At 48.5% G+C, this 15,146-nt stretch carries 17 protein-coding genes; 3 read left to right on the top strand and 14 right to left on the bottom strand.

Features of this window, described 5'->3' with window-relative positions:
• Positions 1 to 80 precede the first annotated feature (80 nt).
• The 7 genes from KVT34_RS19950 to KVT34_RS19920 form a co-directional block, all read right to left on the bottom strand.
• The gene (locus tag KVT34_RS19950) at positions 81 to 1,448 is read right to left on the bottom strand and encodes a HAMP domain-containing sensor histidine kinase (RefSeq protein WP_217560583.1); all 1,368 of its coding nucleotides are present in this window, start codon (positions 1,446 to 1,448) and stop codon (positions 81 to 83) included.
• Positions 1,445 to 2,122 carry a response regulator transcription factor gene (locus KVT34_RS19945; protein ID WP_217560582.1) on the bottom strand — a complete coding sequence of 226 codons (678 nt, stop codon included), beginning with the start codon at positions 2,120 to 2,122 and terminating at the stop codon, positions 1,445 to 1,447. Before KVT34_RS19945 ends, KVT34_RS19950 begins: the two co-directional genes overlap by 4 nt.
• Positions 2,123 to 2,269: 147 nt before the next feature.
• Positions 2,270 to 2,929, bottom strand: a complete 660-nt coding sequence (locus KVT34_RS19940; protein ID WP_217560581.1) for a DUF4386 domain-containing protein — start codon at positions 2,927 to 2,929, stop codon at positions 2,270 to 2,272.
• A gap of 68 nt (positions 2,930 to 2,997) precedes the next feature.
• Entirely contained in the window at positions 2,998 to 5,043 is a 2,046-nt protein-coding gene (locus KVT34_RS19935) for a winged helix-turn-helix domain-containing protein (RefSeq protein ID WP_254635024.1), read from the bottom strand.
• Between the two features lie 385 nt (positions 5,044 to 5,428).
• Entirely contained in the window at positions 5,429 to 5,839 is a 411-nt protein-coding gene (locus KVT34_RS19930) for an EVE domain-containing protein (RefSeq protein ID WP_309244119.1), read from the bottom strand.
• A gap of 169 nt (positions 5,840 to 6,008) precedes the next feature.
• On the bottom strand, positions 6,009 to 6,605 hold the full coding sequence (locus KVT34_RS19925; RefSeq protein WP_217560579.1) for a DinB family protein: 597 nt from the start codon (positions 6,603 to 6,605) through the stop codon (positions 6,009 to 6,011).
• A gap of 211 nt (positions 6,606 to 6,816) precedes the next feature.
• Positions 6,817 to 7,011, bottom strand: a complete 195-nt coding sequence (locus KVT34_RS19920; protein ID WP_217560578.1) for a hypothetical protein — start codon at positions 7,009 to 7,011, stop codon at positions 6,817 to 6,819.
• Between the two features lie 19 nt (positions 7,012 to 7,030).
• Between KVT34_RS19920 and KVT34_RS19915 the strand changes: the two genes are divergently transcribed.
• A complete protein-coding gene (locus KVT34_RS19915; RefSeq protein ID WP_217560577.1) occupies positions 7,031 to 7,357 on the top strand; it encodes a nitroreductase family protein in 327 nt (108 codons plus the stop codon).
• 126 nt (positions 7,358 to 7,483) lie between these two features.
• Here the strand turns inward: KVT34_RS19915 and KVT34_RS19910 are convergent, their stop codons facing one another.
• Positions 7,484 to 7,855 (bottom strand): winged helix-turn-helix transcriptional regulator, encoded by a 372-nt coding sequence (locus KVT34_RS19910; RefSeq protein WP_217560576.1) that lies wholly within the window; start codon positions 7,853 to 7,855, stop codon positions 7,484 to 7,486.
• Between the two features lie 213 nt (positions 7,856 to 8,068).
• Here KVT34_RS19910 and KVT34_RS19905 point away from each other — a divergent pair, with 213 nt between their 5' ends.
• The gene (locus KVT34_RS19905) at positions 8,069 to 8,425 is read left to right on the top strand and encodes a DoxX family protein (protein ID WP_217560574.1); all 357 of its coding nucleotides are present in this window, start codon (positions 8,069 to 8,071) and stop codon (positions 8,423 to 8,425) included.
• Positions 8,426 to 8,545: 120 nt separating this feature from the next.
• Here KVT34_RS19905 and yeiL read toward each other — a convergent pair whose 3' ends face one another.
• Positions 8,546 to 9,217 carry a transcriptional regulator YeiL gene (yeiL, locus tag KVT34_RS19900; protein WP_217560573.1) on the bottom strand — a complete coding sequence of 224 codons (672 nt, stop codon included), beginning with the start codon at positions 9,215 to 9,217 and terminating at the stop codon, positions 8,546 to 8,548.
• A gap of 81 nt (positions 9,218 to 9,298) precedes the next feature.
• On the opposite strand from yeiL, the gene KVT34_RS19895 reads away from it, so the two are divergent.
• Positions 9,299 to 10,471 (top strand): MFS transporter, encoded by a 1,173-nt coding sequence (locus KVT34_RS19895; protein ID WP_217560572.1) that lies wholly within the window; start codon positions 9,299 to 9,301, stop codon positions 10,469 to 10,471.
• Between the two features lie 217 nt (positions 10,472 to 10,688).
• Here KVT34_RS19895 and KVT34_RS19890 read toward each other — a convergent pair whose 3' ends face one another.
• From KVT34_RS19890 to KVT34_RS19870, 5 genes are all read right to left on the bottom strand, one after another.
• Positions 10,689 to 11,207, bottom strand: coding sequence for a DinB family protein (locus KVT34_RS19890; RefSeq protein WP_217560571.1), 519 nt, complete (start codon positions 11,205 to 11,207; stop codon positions 10,689 to 10,691).
• Between the two features lie 135 nt (positions 11,208 to 11,342).
• On the bottom strand, positions 11,343 to 12,314 hold the full coding sequence (locus KVT34_RS19885; RefSeq protein ID WP_217560570.1) for a helix-turn-helix transcriptional regulator: 972 nt from the start codon (positions 12,312 to 12,314) through the stop codon (positions 11,343 to 11,345).
• Between the two features lie 167 nt (positions 12,315 to 12,481).
• The gene (locus tag KVT34_RS19880; RefSeq protein WP_217560569.1) at positions 12,482 to 13,018 is read right to left on the bottom strand and encodes a nucleotidyltransferase domain-containing protein; all 537 of its coding nucleotides are present in this window, start codon (positions 13,016 to 13,018) and stop codon (positions 12,482 to 12,484) included.
• Positions 13,019 to 13,086: 68 nt separating this feature from the next.
• Positions 13,087 to 14,280 (bottom strand): winged helix-turn-helix domain-containing protein, encoded by a 1,194-nt coding sequence (locus tag KVT34_RS19875; RefSeq protein ID WP_217560568.1) that lies wholly within the window; start codon positions 14,278 to 14,280, stop codon positions 13,087 to 13,089.
• A gap of 133 nt (positions 14,281 to 14,413) precedes the next feature.
• A complete protein-coding gene (locus tag KVT34_RS19870) occupies positions 14,414 to 14,881 on the bottom strand; it encodes a DinB family protein (RefSeq protein WP_217560567.1) in 468 nt (155 codons plus the stop codon).
• Positions 14,882 to 15,146 lie beyond the last annotated feature (265 nt).

Below are 15,146 nucleotides of genomic sequence, written 5' to 3'. Positions count from 1 at the left end.
TTCATTTTCTCCTAGCAGCCATTGTCGCGATACATGGAGAAGAGTATGGGAGAAATATGAACGGAGCGTGAACCGGCCGGTTACGATTTGTCAGGCGGAATGGCGGGCAGATGAACGACGACTTTCGTGCCTTGTCCGACTTTGCTTTCCATATGAATATCGCCTCCGTGAAGAGCGACAATTTTTTTGACGATAGCGAGTCCGAGGCCGCTGCCGCCGCTGCGGTTCCGGGACCGGTCCGTCTTGTAAAAACGCTCGAAAACGCGGCCCAGTTGTTCAGGTGCAATACCGATCCCGGAATCGGATAAAGTCACGGAATATCCGTCCAGGCGAGTCCTTAATTGAAAATGGATGATTCCGCCTTCCGGCGTAAACTTGATGCTGTTGCCGAGCAGGTTCGTCCATACTTGATCGAGCTGATCCTTATCGGCCGTTATTCCAGCAGCCTGAGGCAGATCCAGATCGATATCCAGGTTTTTCGCTGACCATAGAGGCTCGCAGCTTACGACAACCCGTCTGATTTGTTCGTCAAGATTAAACGTGGCATACTCCAGTGGATGGTGATTGGAATCGAGGGACGCGAGCTTGAGTAAATTATCGCTGAGCCTGGATAACCGGCCGCTTTCCGCCAAGATGATATCCAGATACTGAATGCGCTCCTCTTCGGCAATTGCATTCATGTCCTTCAGCGCTTTCGCAAAACCGGATATAGACGTTAACGGAGACTGAATCTCGTGCGACACATTCGAGACAAAGTCCTGGCGCATCTGCTCCAATTGCTTAAGATCAACCGCCATTTCGTTAAAGCTCCGAGCCAAATTTCCCAGCTCGTCCTTGCGCTTCACTCCCAATTCCACGTCGAAATCGCCCTTCGCAAGCCGTTTAGTCGCGGCAGTAAGCGTCTTGATCGGTTTTACAACATAGATCGCGGCTATGAGAATGCAGATGCTTCCCGTAACCAGAACTAATGAAAGGATGGCTAGCATCAAGTGAATGAGGGTCGACTCATTTTTGGATGAGGGCCGCAAAAATAAGGCATGACGCTCACCGCCGATTTGGAACGGCAGCCCGATGAACGTCTCCTTATCCTTGGAGGAAGATCGGTATATCTCGCCTTCCCTTACTTTCCGAATGGATTCCTGCGAAATTGCAAGATCGTCCGCGTCGGAGCTGTACTTGAAGGATTTCATGGTTCCAGAGCCGGTGTATAGTTGAACGGAGTAGGAGGACAGCTTCACCATGCTTTCCATGAACCGATCCACATTTGCCGGCCCCGTCTGTTCGTAGACGCGAATGATCTCCTCGCCCGCGGCTATCAGATCGTTTTGCCCGATTCGGTCTATTTTTTCCTCGAATAGGGCGAGCCCAGCCAAAACGGAGACAAGCAGGCCTATTCCCATAGCAGCCAAAAACGTTAGCACGACGCGGACGTATAGAGACCTCGTCATTTCTTCACCTCTAGCCGGTATCCGAGACTGCGGACCGTCTCGATGCGGAAATGCTCGGCATCCTCGGCGAAACGCTCCCTAATTCTCTTAATATGGACATCGACGGTCCGGTCGTCGCCTTTGTAGTCCATCCCCCAAATTTGCACGATTAGCTGTTCTCTGGTTAATATTTGTCCAGGGTGACAAGCCAGTTTGAACAGAAGTTCAAACTCTTTTAACGGCAATAGAAGCTCTTCGCCTTCGCGGATCACTTTGTGAGCCCGCCGATCCAGCACGATTCCGCCTAATTGAACGACCTGAGAGGAAACGATTCGATAACGCTTTAGCAGCGCTTTTACTCGCATCACAAGCTCCAAGGGATCGAAAGGCTTAGTCACATAGTCATCCGTGCCGAGCTGGAAGCCTTTCACCTTTTGCCCCGATTCTCCTTTGGCCGTTACCATAAGCAGCGGAATCTCCGGATAGAGGCGGCGAATCTCCCTGCATAATTCCCATCCGTCCATATGCGGCATCATAATATCGAGAATCACCGTCTCGACGGCCTGATTCTCCATGATGGAGAGCGCCTCGATCCCATTTGCCGCCTCGACAGTGTCAAGCCCTTCATTCCGCAAATACAAGGTGATGAGCTTGCGAATATGCGCGTCGTCGTCTGCGACAAGAATTCGGGTCATCTCCGGATGCTCCCCTTTCAATCATTCACTTTACTCCCACTTGTGTCACTGTTAACCGTAACATCCTAAACAGCGAAAGAGCCCCTATAACCTAGAGCTCTTTCAAAGTTATTTTATCAATCCAGCGTCCGGGAATAATCAACCATTTTAAGTTTCCTCCGTGGGCCGATTAAATCCTTTAACGATAAGCCAGACCGGTAACACGATTTCGAATATCGCTCCGGGAATATAGAGAACGTTTCCTAAATCTAGGCCGGCGATCGACAGAGAGCTGCTTACCAACAGTCCCGTATACCCAATCAGGCCGATGATGGACAATAATCGTGGAACCAACCTTGATCGAATGAGGATATAACAAAACAACAAACTGCCTAAACTCAGTACGATCATAGCCATGTCGAATAACAGGATATGAGCTTCCACCGCTAAGTTCCCCATCATTTGCAAGTATGAATCATCGGAGGTTCCAGCGGATATCGATTTCTTGCTTAACGCAAGAAGAACAAGCGGACCGAGTAAGCTCAAAATGAGCAATGTAGACTCCATAACCCGAGAAGCGAAGTACCCCATCGTAAACGTTTCGTGATGTTTTCGTAATATCGGGTGCAGTAACATGGCAATCCCCACAACTGCCACGGCATTGATCAGCTCCAAGAGCAATCCCGTAAACACGCTGGTTCGTTCGGAATACATACTGCTGAGTAAATCAGTCCGATGCAAAATAGGATCCAATATTCCGCTTCCAATCAGGAATGCAACCGTCGACAATAAAAATAACGCCCCTGCCGCTCTTTCAGACTTTCTCATGCCTTATCCCCTTTCTTGGCTAATTTATTTGCATTATAGCTTGAAGAGGAATCGGCTCTGTAGACACTTTAGTGTGGTTTAGGGGTGTTCATGAACAAGTTTAACTCGCGGGCGCGGGCGATCGCCTCCGTGCGTCGTTTCACGTGAAGCTTTTCGAAAATCCTTCGATTGTGACCTTTCACCGTATCCAAAGCTAAGAAGAGCTTCTCGGCAATTTCCCGATTGGAGAGTCCCTTGGCTATGAGCTCCAGCACTTCGATTTCGCGTTGGCTAAGCGGCTCAATCCGGTTGCCCTTCATTTCGTCCTCGAGGACGCGGTTCATGCGCTCCAGGCCCATTTGAGCTTCTTTAATTACAGGGTGCGGTAGATCACCGGCTAGCTTCAGGGCCGATCGGTAACGCTCTGCCGCCAGATCGGGCCGCCCTTCCGCTTCCCTGATTTGAGCGATTCCAATAATGGCCATTGCAGCCATTAGTTGATGATCAATCTTTCGGCAGTTCGTTATGACTTCGTTATAGGCTTCATAAGCCTCGGCATAATTTCCCCGTTGCTGGCAAGCAACGCCTAGCATCCAAGCGGATGCCGTCCGAGCAGGCAGGTTATCCGGACGCAGATAGGCAAGCGCTCGGCGTGACTGGGCTATAACATTGTCTATTCCGTTTGTTCCTTTAGTTCCTCTTACCTCCGCATTCCGTGAAGACCCAATCAATCCGACAAGCCCTTCGGTCTTGTCTTCGAGCACCGTGTCTTGCAAAGCCGCTTCGGCTGATTGAAGATTTGATTCGGCAAGGTCGTGATTATCGGTCAACATTAAGGACGCCAGTGTAGCACGGGTGGCCGCGATCCATCCGATTAGGTCTCTGGTACGGGCGTCTTGTTCCACGCCCTCCATGGCCGCCTCTGCCGCTCGGAGCTTGTGTTCAACCCCCGTCGGCTTGCCGGCAATCAATAGAGCGGAACCATAAAACACCCATAATTCGGGTCTGGCATCCAGTTCCTTGGCAGGCAACGACTCCAGCCAGTTGAGCGTCATTCTTGCAGCCCCTCGCAGATGCAAGGGCATCCCTCTGCCTTGAAGCAGACGCGAACTTCGTTCTATATCTTCAGCTTCTATGGCATGACGGAACGCCTCAAGCTCGAATCCGCTGCCTTCGTACCATATGCTCGCTCGTTTGTGCAGTTCTGCAATTTGGTTCGCGCCGTAATATTCCACAGACCGTCTGCGAAGGATATCCGCGAACAAATGATGATACCGATACCAACGCCGTTCTTTATCCAGGGGAATGACAAACAAATTTTTACGTTCAAGATCGAGTAACATTTCCTTACCGGCAACCTTAGGATTAAGTAACAGGGCATCGCATAACGGTCCGCAAAGCCGGTCGAGTTGAGAGGTCTGCAATAAAAAAGCCTGCATGTTTTCGGGCTGCCGCTGCAGAACTTCTTCTACCAGATAATCCAGTACGAAATGGTGGTTGCCTGTGAAAGACCGAAGGAGTTGATCGGCGTCATGATCTTCCTGTATGGAGATCGCAGCCAAGCGCAGACCCGCAGCCCATCCCTCGGTGAGTGATTGAAACTCGACTATGTGGTCTGTGGAGAGATTGAGGTCCATTACATGGTTGAAAAAAGCTTCGGCTTCCGAAAACGTAAATCTAATGTCGGCAGCGCGCAGCTCGGTTATTTGGTCCAGAACCCGCAACCGCGGCAAAGAAATTGCCGGGTCTTCGCGAGTCGTTATCACTAGGTGCATCTGTTTGGGAAGGTGGTTCAGCAGGAAGCGTAGAGCTTCGTCGACCTCTTTCGAACTCGCTGCATGATAGTCGTCAAGGACAAGGATGAAAGGAGAGGAAATAGCCGTGAGTTCACTAAGAAGAGCCGTCATAGCCAACTCGGTCGGTATCAATTGAAGTGATTGAAGTACGGAAAGCACGCCTTCTCCTATATTCTCAGATAGGGTCTGAAGAGCGGAGATCAAATAAGTCAAAAAACGCGTAAGTTCGTTGTCCCCTTGTTCAAGGGAAAGCCATGCGGCCGGCCGGTCGCAGTCAGCTATCCATTCACAAACTAAAGTCGTTTTGCCGTAGCCCGCAGGGGCAGAGATAAGGGTCAATTTTCGGTGCAGGCCCCTATTTAGCCTTTCGGTTAATCTTCGGCGCAGAACCGCTTTCGACCGAGGCGCAGGGACATATAACTTGGAGGCGATTATAGGAGTTAACATAGATCTATTATAACAACTCTCAGCACGGTATGCCCTTCCCCAAGAAAATTTGCGTCATTTATGTTACGGCTCAGCTTTACGAGTCCATCGAAAAATAAGAAAGGAGCCTATCGCGGCGCGACAGCTCCTAGCAATCCAAGTATACACTAATCAAAGACGGCCATAACGAAATTCGCTCGCGGCAGCACAGACATCATGTTTCTCCCGCCAGATAAGGCGGATGACTAACCAACCCGAGAGGCGGGTACAGTTCCCGCCTGGGGAACCGGGGCCGTTCTCATCCGAAGTCCGCGTGCATGGCGTCCGCGATGGTCAAGAAATCTTCACGGTCGATCTCGAAGTGGCCGGTACGGAACGGGTACCCCCAATTCCGCTTACCGCGGGTGATGCTAAGCCGGTCCAGCAAGTCTACAATCCTCGCCTCCCGGCATGGAACATACTCGATGTTCCGGCGGAAGGGTACGAACGTCGCGGACATCGCATACTCGTATACACGATCGTCCGCTACCCGCCCGATAGCGGTGAACGCTTGCAGCGGCTCCCCGCCTCCCATCTCGGTACGAGGAGAATAGTACACAAGCCAATCCCCCGGCTGCATCCTGCGCAGCGGCGCAGATTTGCCGTGACACATCTGGGCAAATCCGCCCTGTACCCCCCGCTGCACGTGCGATGCCGAGACGACGCCGATCCAATAGCGCTGCTTTCCACTTTTCGGGTCGGCATCCCCGTCACTCGGGAATGAACAGTCCCCTGGCAGGTCCTCCTTTGGGCCAGGAGTAGACGGACTCACCCGCTCCCTCTCCACGCCGCTTAGAATAGCGTCGACATTTCCGGTCTTTCCGGCACCTTGCCTGACCTCATACATGCGCTGCCCTCCAGGCGTCATCGAGACGCTTCCTCTGTAGCAAATGATGGCGATAGTGCATTTCGATCAGATGAAACCATTCGAGCACATTCAATCCGCCGAATCGCGGATGGACAACCGTATTTCGCACGAGCTCGAAAGCCGTATCCTTTCCCGGTTCCGATGTTGCTTGGGCAACCGGATCAAACGCCGCAGCCACCATCGGTTCGATCTCGGTCATCCGACGCACCATGTCGCGCAGCCCATTCACGAGCTGTTCCTTACCTTCCGGTTGAGGCGGTGTGTATTGAGGTGATGGGGGAACCTGGACGCGATCCGGCGGAAAGCTTCCCGCCCCGAACACTTCCTCCCCCTGCTTCGTCTTTCCCGTCGAAGAAACTGCCGGGCTGCCGTTCGGCGCGAGGCACAGCGCTACATTCCGCAAATGCATGAACTGTGCGGAATTGATCAAATGCACATGCATTTGACCGAGCGACCATTCGTCTTCCGCGGGCTTCCACAGCAGCTGCTCAAGTCCGACGCCGTCCAACTCCCCGATATAGCCGCTGACCGTTTCCTCAAACTTACGCAATATTTCTTTCGTATCCATTACCGATTCCAACTCCTTGTTACTTTAGTTGGTTCCAGCATACAACAAAGCTACTGACACCAGTCTGTCAGTAGCGTTCAAGTATCTTTTCAATTTCCTCAGCGCATTCGTTCCCGCAGCGATTCCCGCTCCAGTACCACACCGCTGCGCCCCGACCGAGCGTCCATTGATGCAGCACTTCTATCCGCCGGACGCGGAACGCTGCCAGCCGTCAAAAATTTGACTCTCGTGTTTGCTCTTCGTCAAGCTTAAGAAAAGAGTGGGACGTCAGCTTGTTCATGAAATCCCGGATGAACTCCAGCTGTTCCCCTGTATACTGGGCCATCAAGTGAACCCCAGCGGCCTGGATACGTTCATCCAGCCGCTCGTGCAGCTTATAGATCGTCTCTCCCTGCGGTGTAAGCACAAAATACAGTTCCTTTTTGTTGCCCGGAACAGTCTCGAACGCGAATCAAGCCCAGCACGCCCCGCTCTTCGGCATCGCAGTCGGCGTACCCATCCAGCAGCCGCCTGAGATTAAGCCCCGCCTTCCGCTAGAAGCCGCTTGCTTCCAAAATAGTTACCCATCCGAAAGCGATTTGCGGGAACGAATCGAAGCGTACGATCATAACATGAGACACTACTACCAAACCCGCAGCGAGAATAACCGCGACGCCGGCTGGTCGCGAAGTCACATCGACCTGCTCAAATTACAATTGCCGCTCAGCAGCATGACGGAGTATTTGCATGGCAAGGGCTTAAACGTAACTTGATGGGATATGGCATGAGGATTGTGGGGGAAGAGCAAAAAAAAAGGCACCCAAGCGGGTGCCTTCTTGTATGCATCTATAATCGTTGCTTCATGCCGGGCAGCCTTTTTAATTTGCCATCAGCATAATCTATTTGTCCATTGCATCTTTTCTGTGCGTTTCCACTGAATGATTCGTACCGTATAACTCATTTAAATGCTCGACATGAGCTACTCCCCAATCGTTTAACGCCTGCAAAATGGTTGCCATACCCTTACCGTATTCGGTGATGGAGTATTCCACCTTGGGGGGAATTTGGCGATAGATCTCACGGTGAACAATATCGTGATACTCCAATTCCCGTAATTGTTGGGTCAGCATTTTTTTAGTTATATCCGGAATCGCTTTTTGAAGTTCGCTAAATCTCATGGTTCCGTTTGAAAAAAGGCGAAGCAGAATAACCGGCTTCCATTTCCCAACAAGGATCTCCAACGCCGTCTCGAATTTACAAAAGGTAGACATGAATATACCCTCCACTTCTTTACTCGCCCTAGGTTTCTTTTTGTATACTACGTTTATTTTAAGTAACTACTTCCTAAAGAAATTTCTATAGATTATTATGCACCTAGAGCTCAATAGACACAAGAGGAGGCGACTGAAGAAATAACAGGATGGATGATCGTTAGTTAGGTTGGGATATCAATAGATGAAAGTGGTAAGGAGTTGGCATCATTCATGAATGTCGTTTTATGGATCGTACAAGGAATATTAGCAGTAGGATTTATTTATTCCGGTTGGTTGAAGGCGTTTCAGTATGAAGCGGCAAAAGCGTCTTGGACATGGGTGAGTGATGTTCCAAAAGCTCTCGTTTTCTTTATCGGTTTAGCGGAATTGCTTGGAGTAATAGGTTTAATTTTGCCTCAAGCCACAAAAATCGTCCCTGTTTTGACGCCGACTGCCGCGGCCGGACTTGCTGCAATCGTTCTCTTCGGTGCCATATTCCATATTATGCGAGGCGAATATAGGCAAATTGGCGTGAACCTCATTTTCTTAGCGTTTGCCCTATTTGTTGCGATTGGCCGTTTAAAGTAGATGTAGCCGTAACTCGATAAATGCGGAGAAAATCGAAAGCAGCGGCAGCCATGGACCGGAAAATTACGTCCTAGATTGCCGCTGCTTTAACACTCATTATGAACGTGTGTGTACGCCCATTCATTTATTCTTTAACGCCTCGGCAAGTTCATATAAAGCATGGAATTGTTTAATTCGATAGCTCCGCCCCTCCTTTTGCAAGTAATCATTTTCACAAAATTTTGTGAGGACATGCAATAAGTGCCGATAAGATACACCTAAATAATCACAAACCGTTACATGCTTCTCCTTATAAATCCCTTCATCGGCAGTTTGCAAAATAAAATCCGCGAGCCGGTTTTCAAGCGGGAAAGCTTGGCTTTGTGAATACTTTGCTGCCATAAATGTAGCTTTTACACTTAAAAATTTGGTCAGTTCCCGCAGAAATTTTGCATCATCCAGCAGCTGTGTACGGTATCGGTGAACCGGAAGCGCGAAACAAATGGTTTTCGTTAATGCTTGAATCCCTTTGGTATAATACACATCATTGATTAATTCCATTTCCCCAATAAAATCATTAGCATTAATAAAATTAATTAGAGATACTTTCCCGTTTTGATGACTTACATATATTTTCGCCTTTCCTTCTATTACATAGAATAAAAAGACAGGCCTCATGCCCTCTCTAATAATCCATTCATCCCGCTGATATTCGTGCACTTCCATAAACTCTTCAACTGGAAAAGAAAATAAAGAGGCTATTGAGTTCTTCTCCAGATATAATCTTTTTTTCTCACCTTTGTAAACTTCCATATTTCACCCCCAAAATACGAGATATCTCCTATTATCCTTATTTCACACGATGATATCATACACTTAACGAGGAGGATAATAATGAACGCACACCGCTGGATGAGTACACGTTTCTTTAGTTTTTTTATGACATGGGGCGTTTTCCTGCCATTTTGGTCAGGGTGGATGATTTATACAAAAGGAATTACCGTCTCGCAAGCCAGCTTGATTATGAGCTTCGGCTTAATTGCAAGAGGCCTGTCCACCTTATTCGCATTTCCTTATTTATCAGCAAGGCTTAGCAGTAAAGTCCTATTAAATGTGGCCGGAATCGGTGCACTGGCTGCCATTCTATGTTATATTCCGGTAAGCTCTTTTACCGGTTTACTCCTAGTAACGATCCTGTTCCACCTATTTTACCCCATTCTGATGCCTGCTTTAGATAGTACGGCCAGTGTCCTTGTGCAAAGCAAACAATTAAGACACTATGGAAGAAGTCGTCAATGGGGTTCCATTGGGTTTGTCTCCATCGGCATGATTCTAACCCTTTTTACGGGGAGATTTGGAGACGAAGTGATTTATTGGGCGTTATTGCTTGGACTCCTTGTGTTTGTATGTCTCAGTTTTATGAGGGCACCTGATCGTTTAACTGAAAAGCCGCAAATCGGCCCAACCAAAAAAGCAGGCATGCTGCATTTATTCCGTATTAAACACTTTGGCTTGGTCCTACTGATTGTTATTCTGCTTCAGGCAGCCCATGCCGCTTATTACAATTACGGCTATATTTTTCTGCAGCATATCCATGCTCCAGTCTACCTGATTGGTCTCATTATTAATATTTCGGTAATTGCCGAAATCATCTTTTTCTCTATTGCAGATAAAAGTTTTAACAAATTCTCGGTAGGCTCTTTACTGACCCTATCAGCCATCGGTTCTTCCGTTCGTTGGATCTTAGTGTTTGCTTTTCCAAATGTAATTATGTTCAGTCTCGCGCAGACTTTACATGCATTCTCGTTTGCCATGGGGCATTATGCCTTTATGAAATATTTGATCAAACACATTCCACAAGATCAGATACCGAAAGCACAAGGCATATATTCAGCGCTTGCCCTTAGCTGGAGCACGGCAGTGTTTACAATCTTCGGGGGCTATTTATACGAGATTGAACCTAGATATGCCTTTATCGGGATGCTTGTTTGCACCGTGCCGGCGATGCTGATTGCACTTGTATATCAAAAGCTTGAACGTAGAAAAACAGCTTTACTACCTAGTTGAAGCATATAAGCTTCACTCTTTATTCGCCCAAACGCTTCTCCATCTTCTTCTTCAGCGCAAAAAAGGCAGCCGATCTTTATTCATCCTGATCGGCTGCCTTTAAATTAAGCTGTTATTATCGTTGCCTAGCCATTCTCAATGAGGTTGAGGCCATGTTTGCGCCGAGGTGCTTCGATGATGATATCGAGCAAATGGCAACGACATTTTCTACGCTCCGTTACTGCTGACCTTTCGACTGTTCCATCAAATAAAACATATAATCGGTCGGAACCCCGCCATAGCCCTGCTGCCTCAGCATCGCGGTCACATTGCCTCGGTGATATGTCCCGTGGTTGACCACATGCCGCAGAATATCGGAGAAGTACGTATCGAAACGGCCGTAACTCGGATGTTCGATTGTCATCGCCTTGTCCGCGTCAGGCGTCCGCCTCAGCAAATCGCGAAACTGTTCGGCAACGCCGGCGAACAGCCCCCGCATTTGGTCAACCGTTAAGCCTTGCGCCTCCTCCCTCCAACCCGGGATCTTTGGAAAAATGCCCTCGTTAGGCACCTCCGCGAGCACGGACATATAGAGCTGTTCGAACACGTACATATGCCCAAACGTTTGTGATACGGACGAGAACACACTCGTCACTTCCGCATGAAACGCCTCCTTCGGAAGTTGCTCCAGATGGGCGAACAATTGTTCATTTGCCCAAACATGATATTCGTACAATTGATGAGGGTTTTGAAGCATGGATAATCACCTATTCCTTTCTTTATTGTCTTCGTATGACGCCAGCATAAGGTTTTGGTTTCCTCCTTCATGATTGGATTCGTGTTCTATATCTTAATAATAAACAACTACACTGACAGTTACCGTCAGTGTAGTTTAATCGGTTCCGATATCGTAATGTTGTGCGATTGCCGATGCCATCTCCTGGACCCGACGCTTCAGCGCAAGCGGCTCCCGAATGTGAATAGCCGTGCCGAACGTCATCAGATACATCGGAAGGTACTTGTTCATCGTTGGGACATCGAGCAGAAACCGCGCCTCCCGATCGGTTCGTTCCGTCAAATAATGGCGCATATGCCAGTGGCCGCAAACCGCGTTCAGTGTGTCGGGCTCGCCCTCGATGCGAATGACCGTCAGCGGTCCGTCCGCCTCCCGTCCCCGCGCGGACTGGTCGCGGAAATAAGCGGACGCGGAGAAACGCTCCGGTTTTTCAAACCGTGCTTCGGTCGGCTCCAATCGCGCGATGCGATCCACGCGAAACGTCCGCACTGCCTGCGACCGATGACAGAACGCGACAGCGTACCATTCGTTTCGGTCGTAAGCGAGTCCGTACGGATCGACTTCACGTTCATCGGCCTGCTCCGCATTCGCTTTGCGATAAACGATACGCACCGTTCGCCCGTCATTAACCGCCTGCTCCAGGTCCCTGAGCAGCGGAACAACGGAAGGCGGACGCGCCGGAGAAATCACATCCAAGCCTCCCATCCCGCGAGACAGATCATCGCGCTGCTCTTCGTGCAGCCCGTTCTCCACCTTCTTCAGCGCGCTTTCCAGCTCCTCCGTATACGGATAACCAGCGCTTTGCGCAAACTTATACGCGTCCACAAGCGCTTTCAGCTCTACAGAGTTGAAGAATAAGGGTGCCTCCTGGAAGCTTTCTAGAATACGGATGCCGCCGTCATGGCCTGATTCCGCGACGACCGGCACGCCGCTGGCACATAACGCGTCGATATACCGGTACACGGTGCGGACGCTAATCTCCAAACTGTCTGCGATCTGTGCAGCAGTGAGCTTCCTTCCGGATCGCAGCATCCAAATCATGGATAGCATGTTATCCCATTTTGCCACTGGGAACACCCTCTTTTACTTATGAAATGAGACTGATTTTAGTGGTTTGCACAATGATGTATCGGGCCGTAACTACAATAGTCCCCGTGCTTTCCCAATCATATTTTCCGCTGCCGCTTATGGAAATAACTCCTCAGTTAGTGAAACTGAGCATCTTGTCCCAACAGTCAATTTAACTCTGCTATTATCCGATGCAATATATTTTTGCTATCTTCATCCTTGGGTCGAGGTTTCCTACCAATTTGTTTGTAAACCTCCTTTTCTTCCAAGAGCTGCCTTGGGCTTAAGACATGAGCCGAGATTCCGTTTAACATAAGGTTTTGCGGTAACAACGAATCATGTCGCCATACCCACTCCGGTAAGTCATTCATAATAATACTTCCATCATGGGTACTGGTTATGTAGCCAAATGTAATGTCTACGTCACCCTTATGAAAATCGGACTGTCTCCCACAAAACTGCTCTTTCACGGGAGTCTGTTCATATCCAGCTTCGGCAAGAGCGCATTCTAACTGCTCTCTGTTTTGTATCCATGTTATCAAGTCAATATCGTCATGTGGACGAGTGACCTTCCCGAGTAAAAAATCGATTGCCCATCCACCACGCAACCAGAATTTACATTCAATTGTTGCGCAAATTGTACAGATTTCACTCAACACTTTTAATTGTGACTCTGTTTGATGTTCAAACATTGGATCCCTCATGATAAACCTCTTTTACAAATGATAACCAATTAAACAACTTTATTATCTCTATACAAACACAGGAAATATTAGTTCATAGACTCTGCCGAAATCGTCTCACACCCGTTGAATACCGCAAATTTTTGGAAACAACTGTTCAAGGCTGACCGCAATTGCGCTGTTTGCTTTACACCGTACTCGTACCAGATGTTTTTAACAACGAGCGTTCCGGTTTTTCGCTCCACGATTATTTCGGCTCGCCCAATGAAGCTCTCTCCATATAATAGAGGCAGCACATAATAGCCGAATTTTCGTTTGACTGCAGGCGTGTAAATCTCCCAGGTGTAATCGAAGCCAAACAATTCGTTGATAAGTTTTCTGTCCCACATTAAATTATCCAGAGGGGCAATAAGCTCGCAACGCAATTTCGGCTCCTGATTTTGCAGAACGGCTTCAATGAGCGGTAAATCCTCCGCGAGGCAGTACAGCATATCCTTCGTTTGTTCCACGGCAACAGCAACAATGCGACCTTCATGCAATAGCTGGCGAAAAACCTCGTTGCGCTGTGCCGCTTTCAACCCCCATATATTCAGCCATGCATCTGACGCACGATTCCATAAGAGACCAACAGAGCCGATTCGACGTAGTACCCGCCACTTGTGATGCTCAAGCTCGTCCTCCAGCGGCTCCGATGCATTCAGCAGATTTGGCTGTATGTACTTCTTGGCTATATCGTAGTATTTACGCGTTCCTTTTTTATGATGAATAATCAACTCACCCGTCGAATACATCTGTTCCAGCACCGATCGAGATGAATTGGTTCCACTGCTCCAGTGGATGGCCGATCGCCAAGAGAAATCTCCATCCAATTTTAAATCATCCGAACTTAGTGCTCCGTGATCTTGGATATGAGCCCGTACTTGCGCCGTCAACGCTTCCATTTCGGGATAGCGTTTGGCATGCTGACGGGCGGCTTGCCTGTATCGCTCAAAATACGGCCAGTCCTCGACAGAGATAATGGCCAGGTTCTTATCGGGATAATCGACAAGGCTTCTATCCTCATACAGCAACTCGGCAAGCATTCCCTTGGTAAATCCTTTGATTCGCGACTGTAGCACCAATTCGGCGTTTTTCCCGCAAACATCGATGGGGTCGTATTGAATGCAGCCGACCTGCCGAGCAAAGTCCAATACGCCCTGCTTCCCACTAAATTTATATTCGCCCAGAAGTCCATGCTTCCACAACAGAAATTGCCGTGCCTGGCGGTTTGTTAATTGGATCATGTTCGCACCTGCCTCTAGTTTAGTACAGTATAAAAACGAAGGCGTGAAGGTGAATTGGTTCACGTACTCGCTGAGGGTGTTTCTTGTACTTATATTGGCTGGCTGGGTCGAATGCAATACGGAACTCTATTCGTTATTGCATTTCTTTTGTTGGACCCATCACAGGCGGTACTGGTAAGCCTGCTTGACGTAATAGCACCATCATTTGGCCGCGGTGATGTGTTTGGTGGTCAATTAAAAAACGTAATAATGCCCCTTTTGTTGCAAGACTTCCTATGCCTGTTTCTGTTAGCATGTCCTCATTTGATAGCTTGGCTCCCTCTTCCTTGACCGCCTCTGCTGCTTTTTCGTAAGCTGCTACAATTTCTCTTGCTGTCGCTGGAACTGGTTCATCTTGTCCAATCATGGGTACGGTTAAACCTGCTAAATGACCGAAATAACCTATTGTTTCTACCAAGTGCCAGCCTAACCAACCTAGTGTACTATGTCCTTCCAAAATACTTTGTTCTAATTTGTCATCTGTGACAGCTTGTAATACTTGTAATGTCTTTTTCTCAGCCACTGCCCATTCCTTTAAAAAATCATCCACTTGTCGATACATCCAAACTCCTCCTCTTTCATTCATGTCACTTTTATCATACAAAGTATTTGCTCAAAAGAAAAGGAAAATACAAACATTTGTTCTCACCAAAACAAATCCACCCACCGCATTTTACGTGGCCGCTTATCACACTTCCGAACGAATCAGGTAGAACAAAAATTCCAACTTATCCCTAATGGCCACGGTATTTCCTGTGTAAGTGATTTCTGTCTCCAGATACCCTTTCTCAAGGCCGCCTAATTTCTACCAAGAATTTGCGTCACTT

Source organism: Paenibacillus sp. GbtcB18 (assembly GCF_019091125.1).
In the GTDB taxonomy this organism is placed as follows: Bacteria; Bacillota; Bacilli; order Paenibacillales; family NBRC-103111; genus Paenibacillus_F; species Paenibacillus_F chitinolyticus.
This window is presented reverse-complemented; position numbering and strand designations above follow the sequence as displayed.

What these genes read in the sequence shown, in the direction of transcription:
- KVT34_RS19950 (WP_217560583.1), bottom strand. Translation starts at nt 1,448, where the DNA reads ATGACGAGGTCTCTATACGTCCGCGTCGTGCTAACGTTTTTGGCTGCT.
- KVT34_RS19945 (WP_217560582.1), bottom strand. Translation starts at nt 2,122, where the DNA reads ATGACCCGAATTCTTGTCGCAGACGACGACGCGCATATTCGCAAGCTC.
- KVT34_RS19940 (WP_217560581.1), bottom strand. Translation starts at nt 2,929, where the DNA reads ATGAGAAAGTCTGAAAGAGCGGCAGGGGCGTTATTTTTATTGTCGACG.
- KVT34_RS19925 (WP_217560579.1), bottom strand. Translation starts at nt 6,605, where the DNA reads ATGGATACGAAAGAAATATTGCGTAAGTTTGAGGAAACGGTCAGCGGC.
- KVT34_RS19910 (WP_217560576.1), bottom strand. Translation starts at nt 7,855, where the DNA reads ATGTCTACCTTTTGTAAATTCGAGACGGCGTTGGAGATCCTTGTTGGG.
- KVT34_RS19905 (WP_217560574.1), top strand. Translation starts at nt 8,069, where the DNA reads ATGAATGTCGTTTTATGGATCGTACAAGGAATATTAGCAGTAGGATTT.
- yeiL (WP_217560573.1), bottom strand. Translation starts at nt 9,217, where the DNA reads ATGGAAGTTTACAAAGGTGAGAAAAAAAGATTATATCTGGAGAAGAAC.
- KVT34_RS19895 (WP_217560572.1), top strand. Translation starts at nt 9,299, where the DNA reads ATGAACGCACACCGCTGGATGAGTACACGTTTCTTTAGTTTTTTTATG.
- KVT34_RS19890 (WP_217560571.1), bottom strand. Translation starts at nt 11,207, where the DNA reads ATGCTTCAAAACCCTCATCAATTGTACGAATATCATGTTTGGGCAAAT.
- KVT34_RS19880 (WP_217560569.1), bottom strand. Translation starts at nt 13,018, where the DNA reads ATGAGGGATCCAATGTTTGAACATCAAACAGAGTCACAATTAAAAGTG.
- KVT34_RS19875 (WP_217560568.1), bottom strand. Translation starts at nt 14,280, where the DNA reads ATGATCCAATTAACAAACCGCCAGGCACGGCAATTTCTGTTGTGGAAG.
- KVT34_RS19870 (WP_217560567.1), bottom strand. Translation starts at nt 14,881, where the DNA reads ATGTATCGACAAGTGGATGATTTTTTAAAGGAATGGGCAGTGGCTGAG.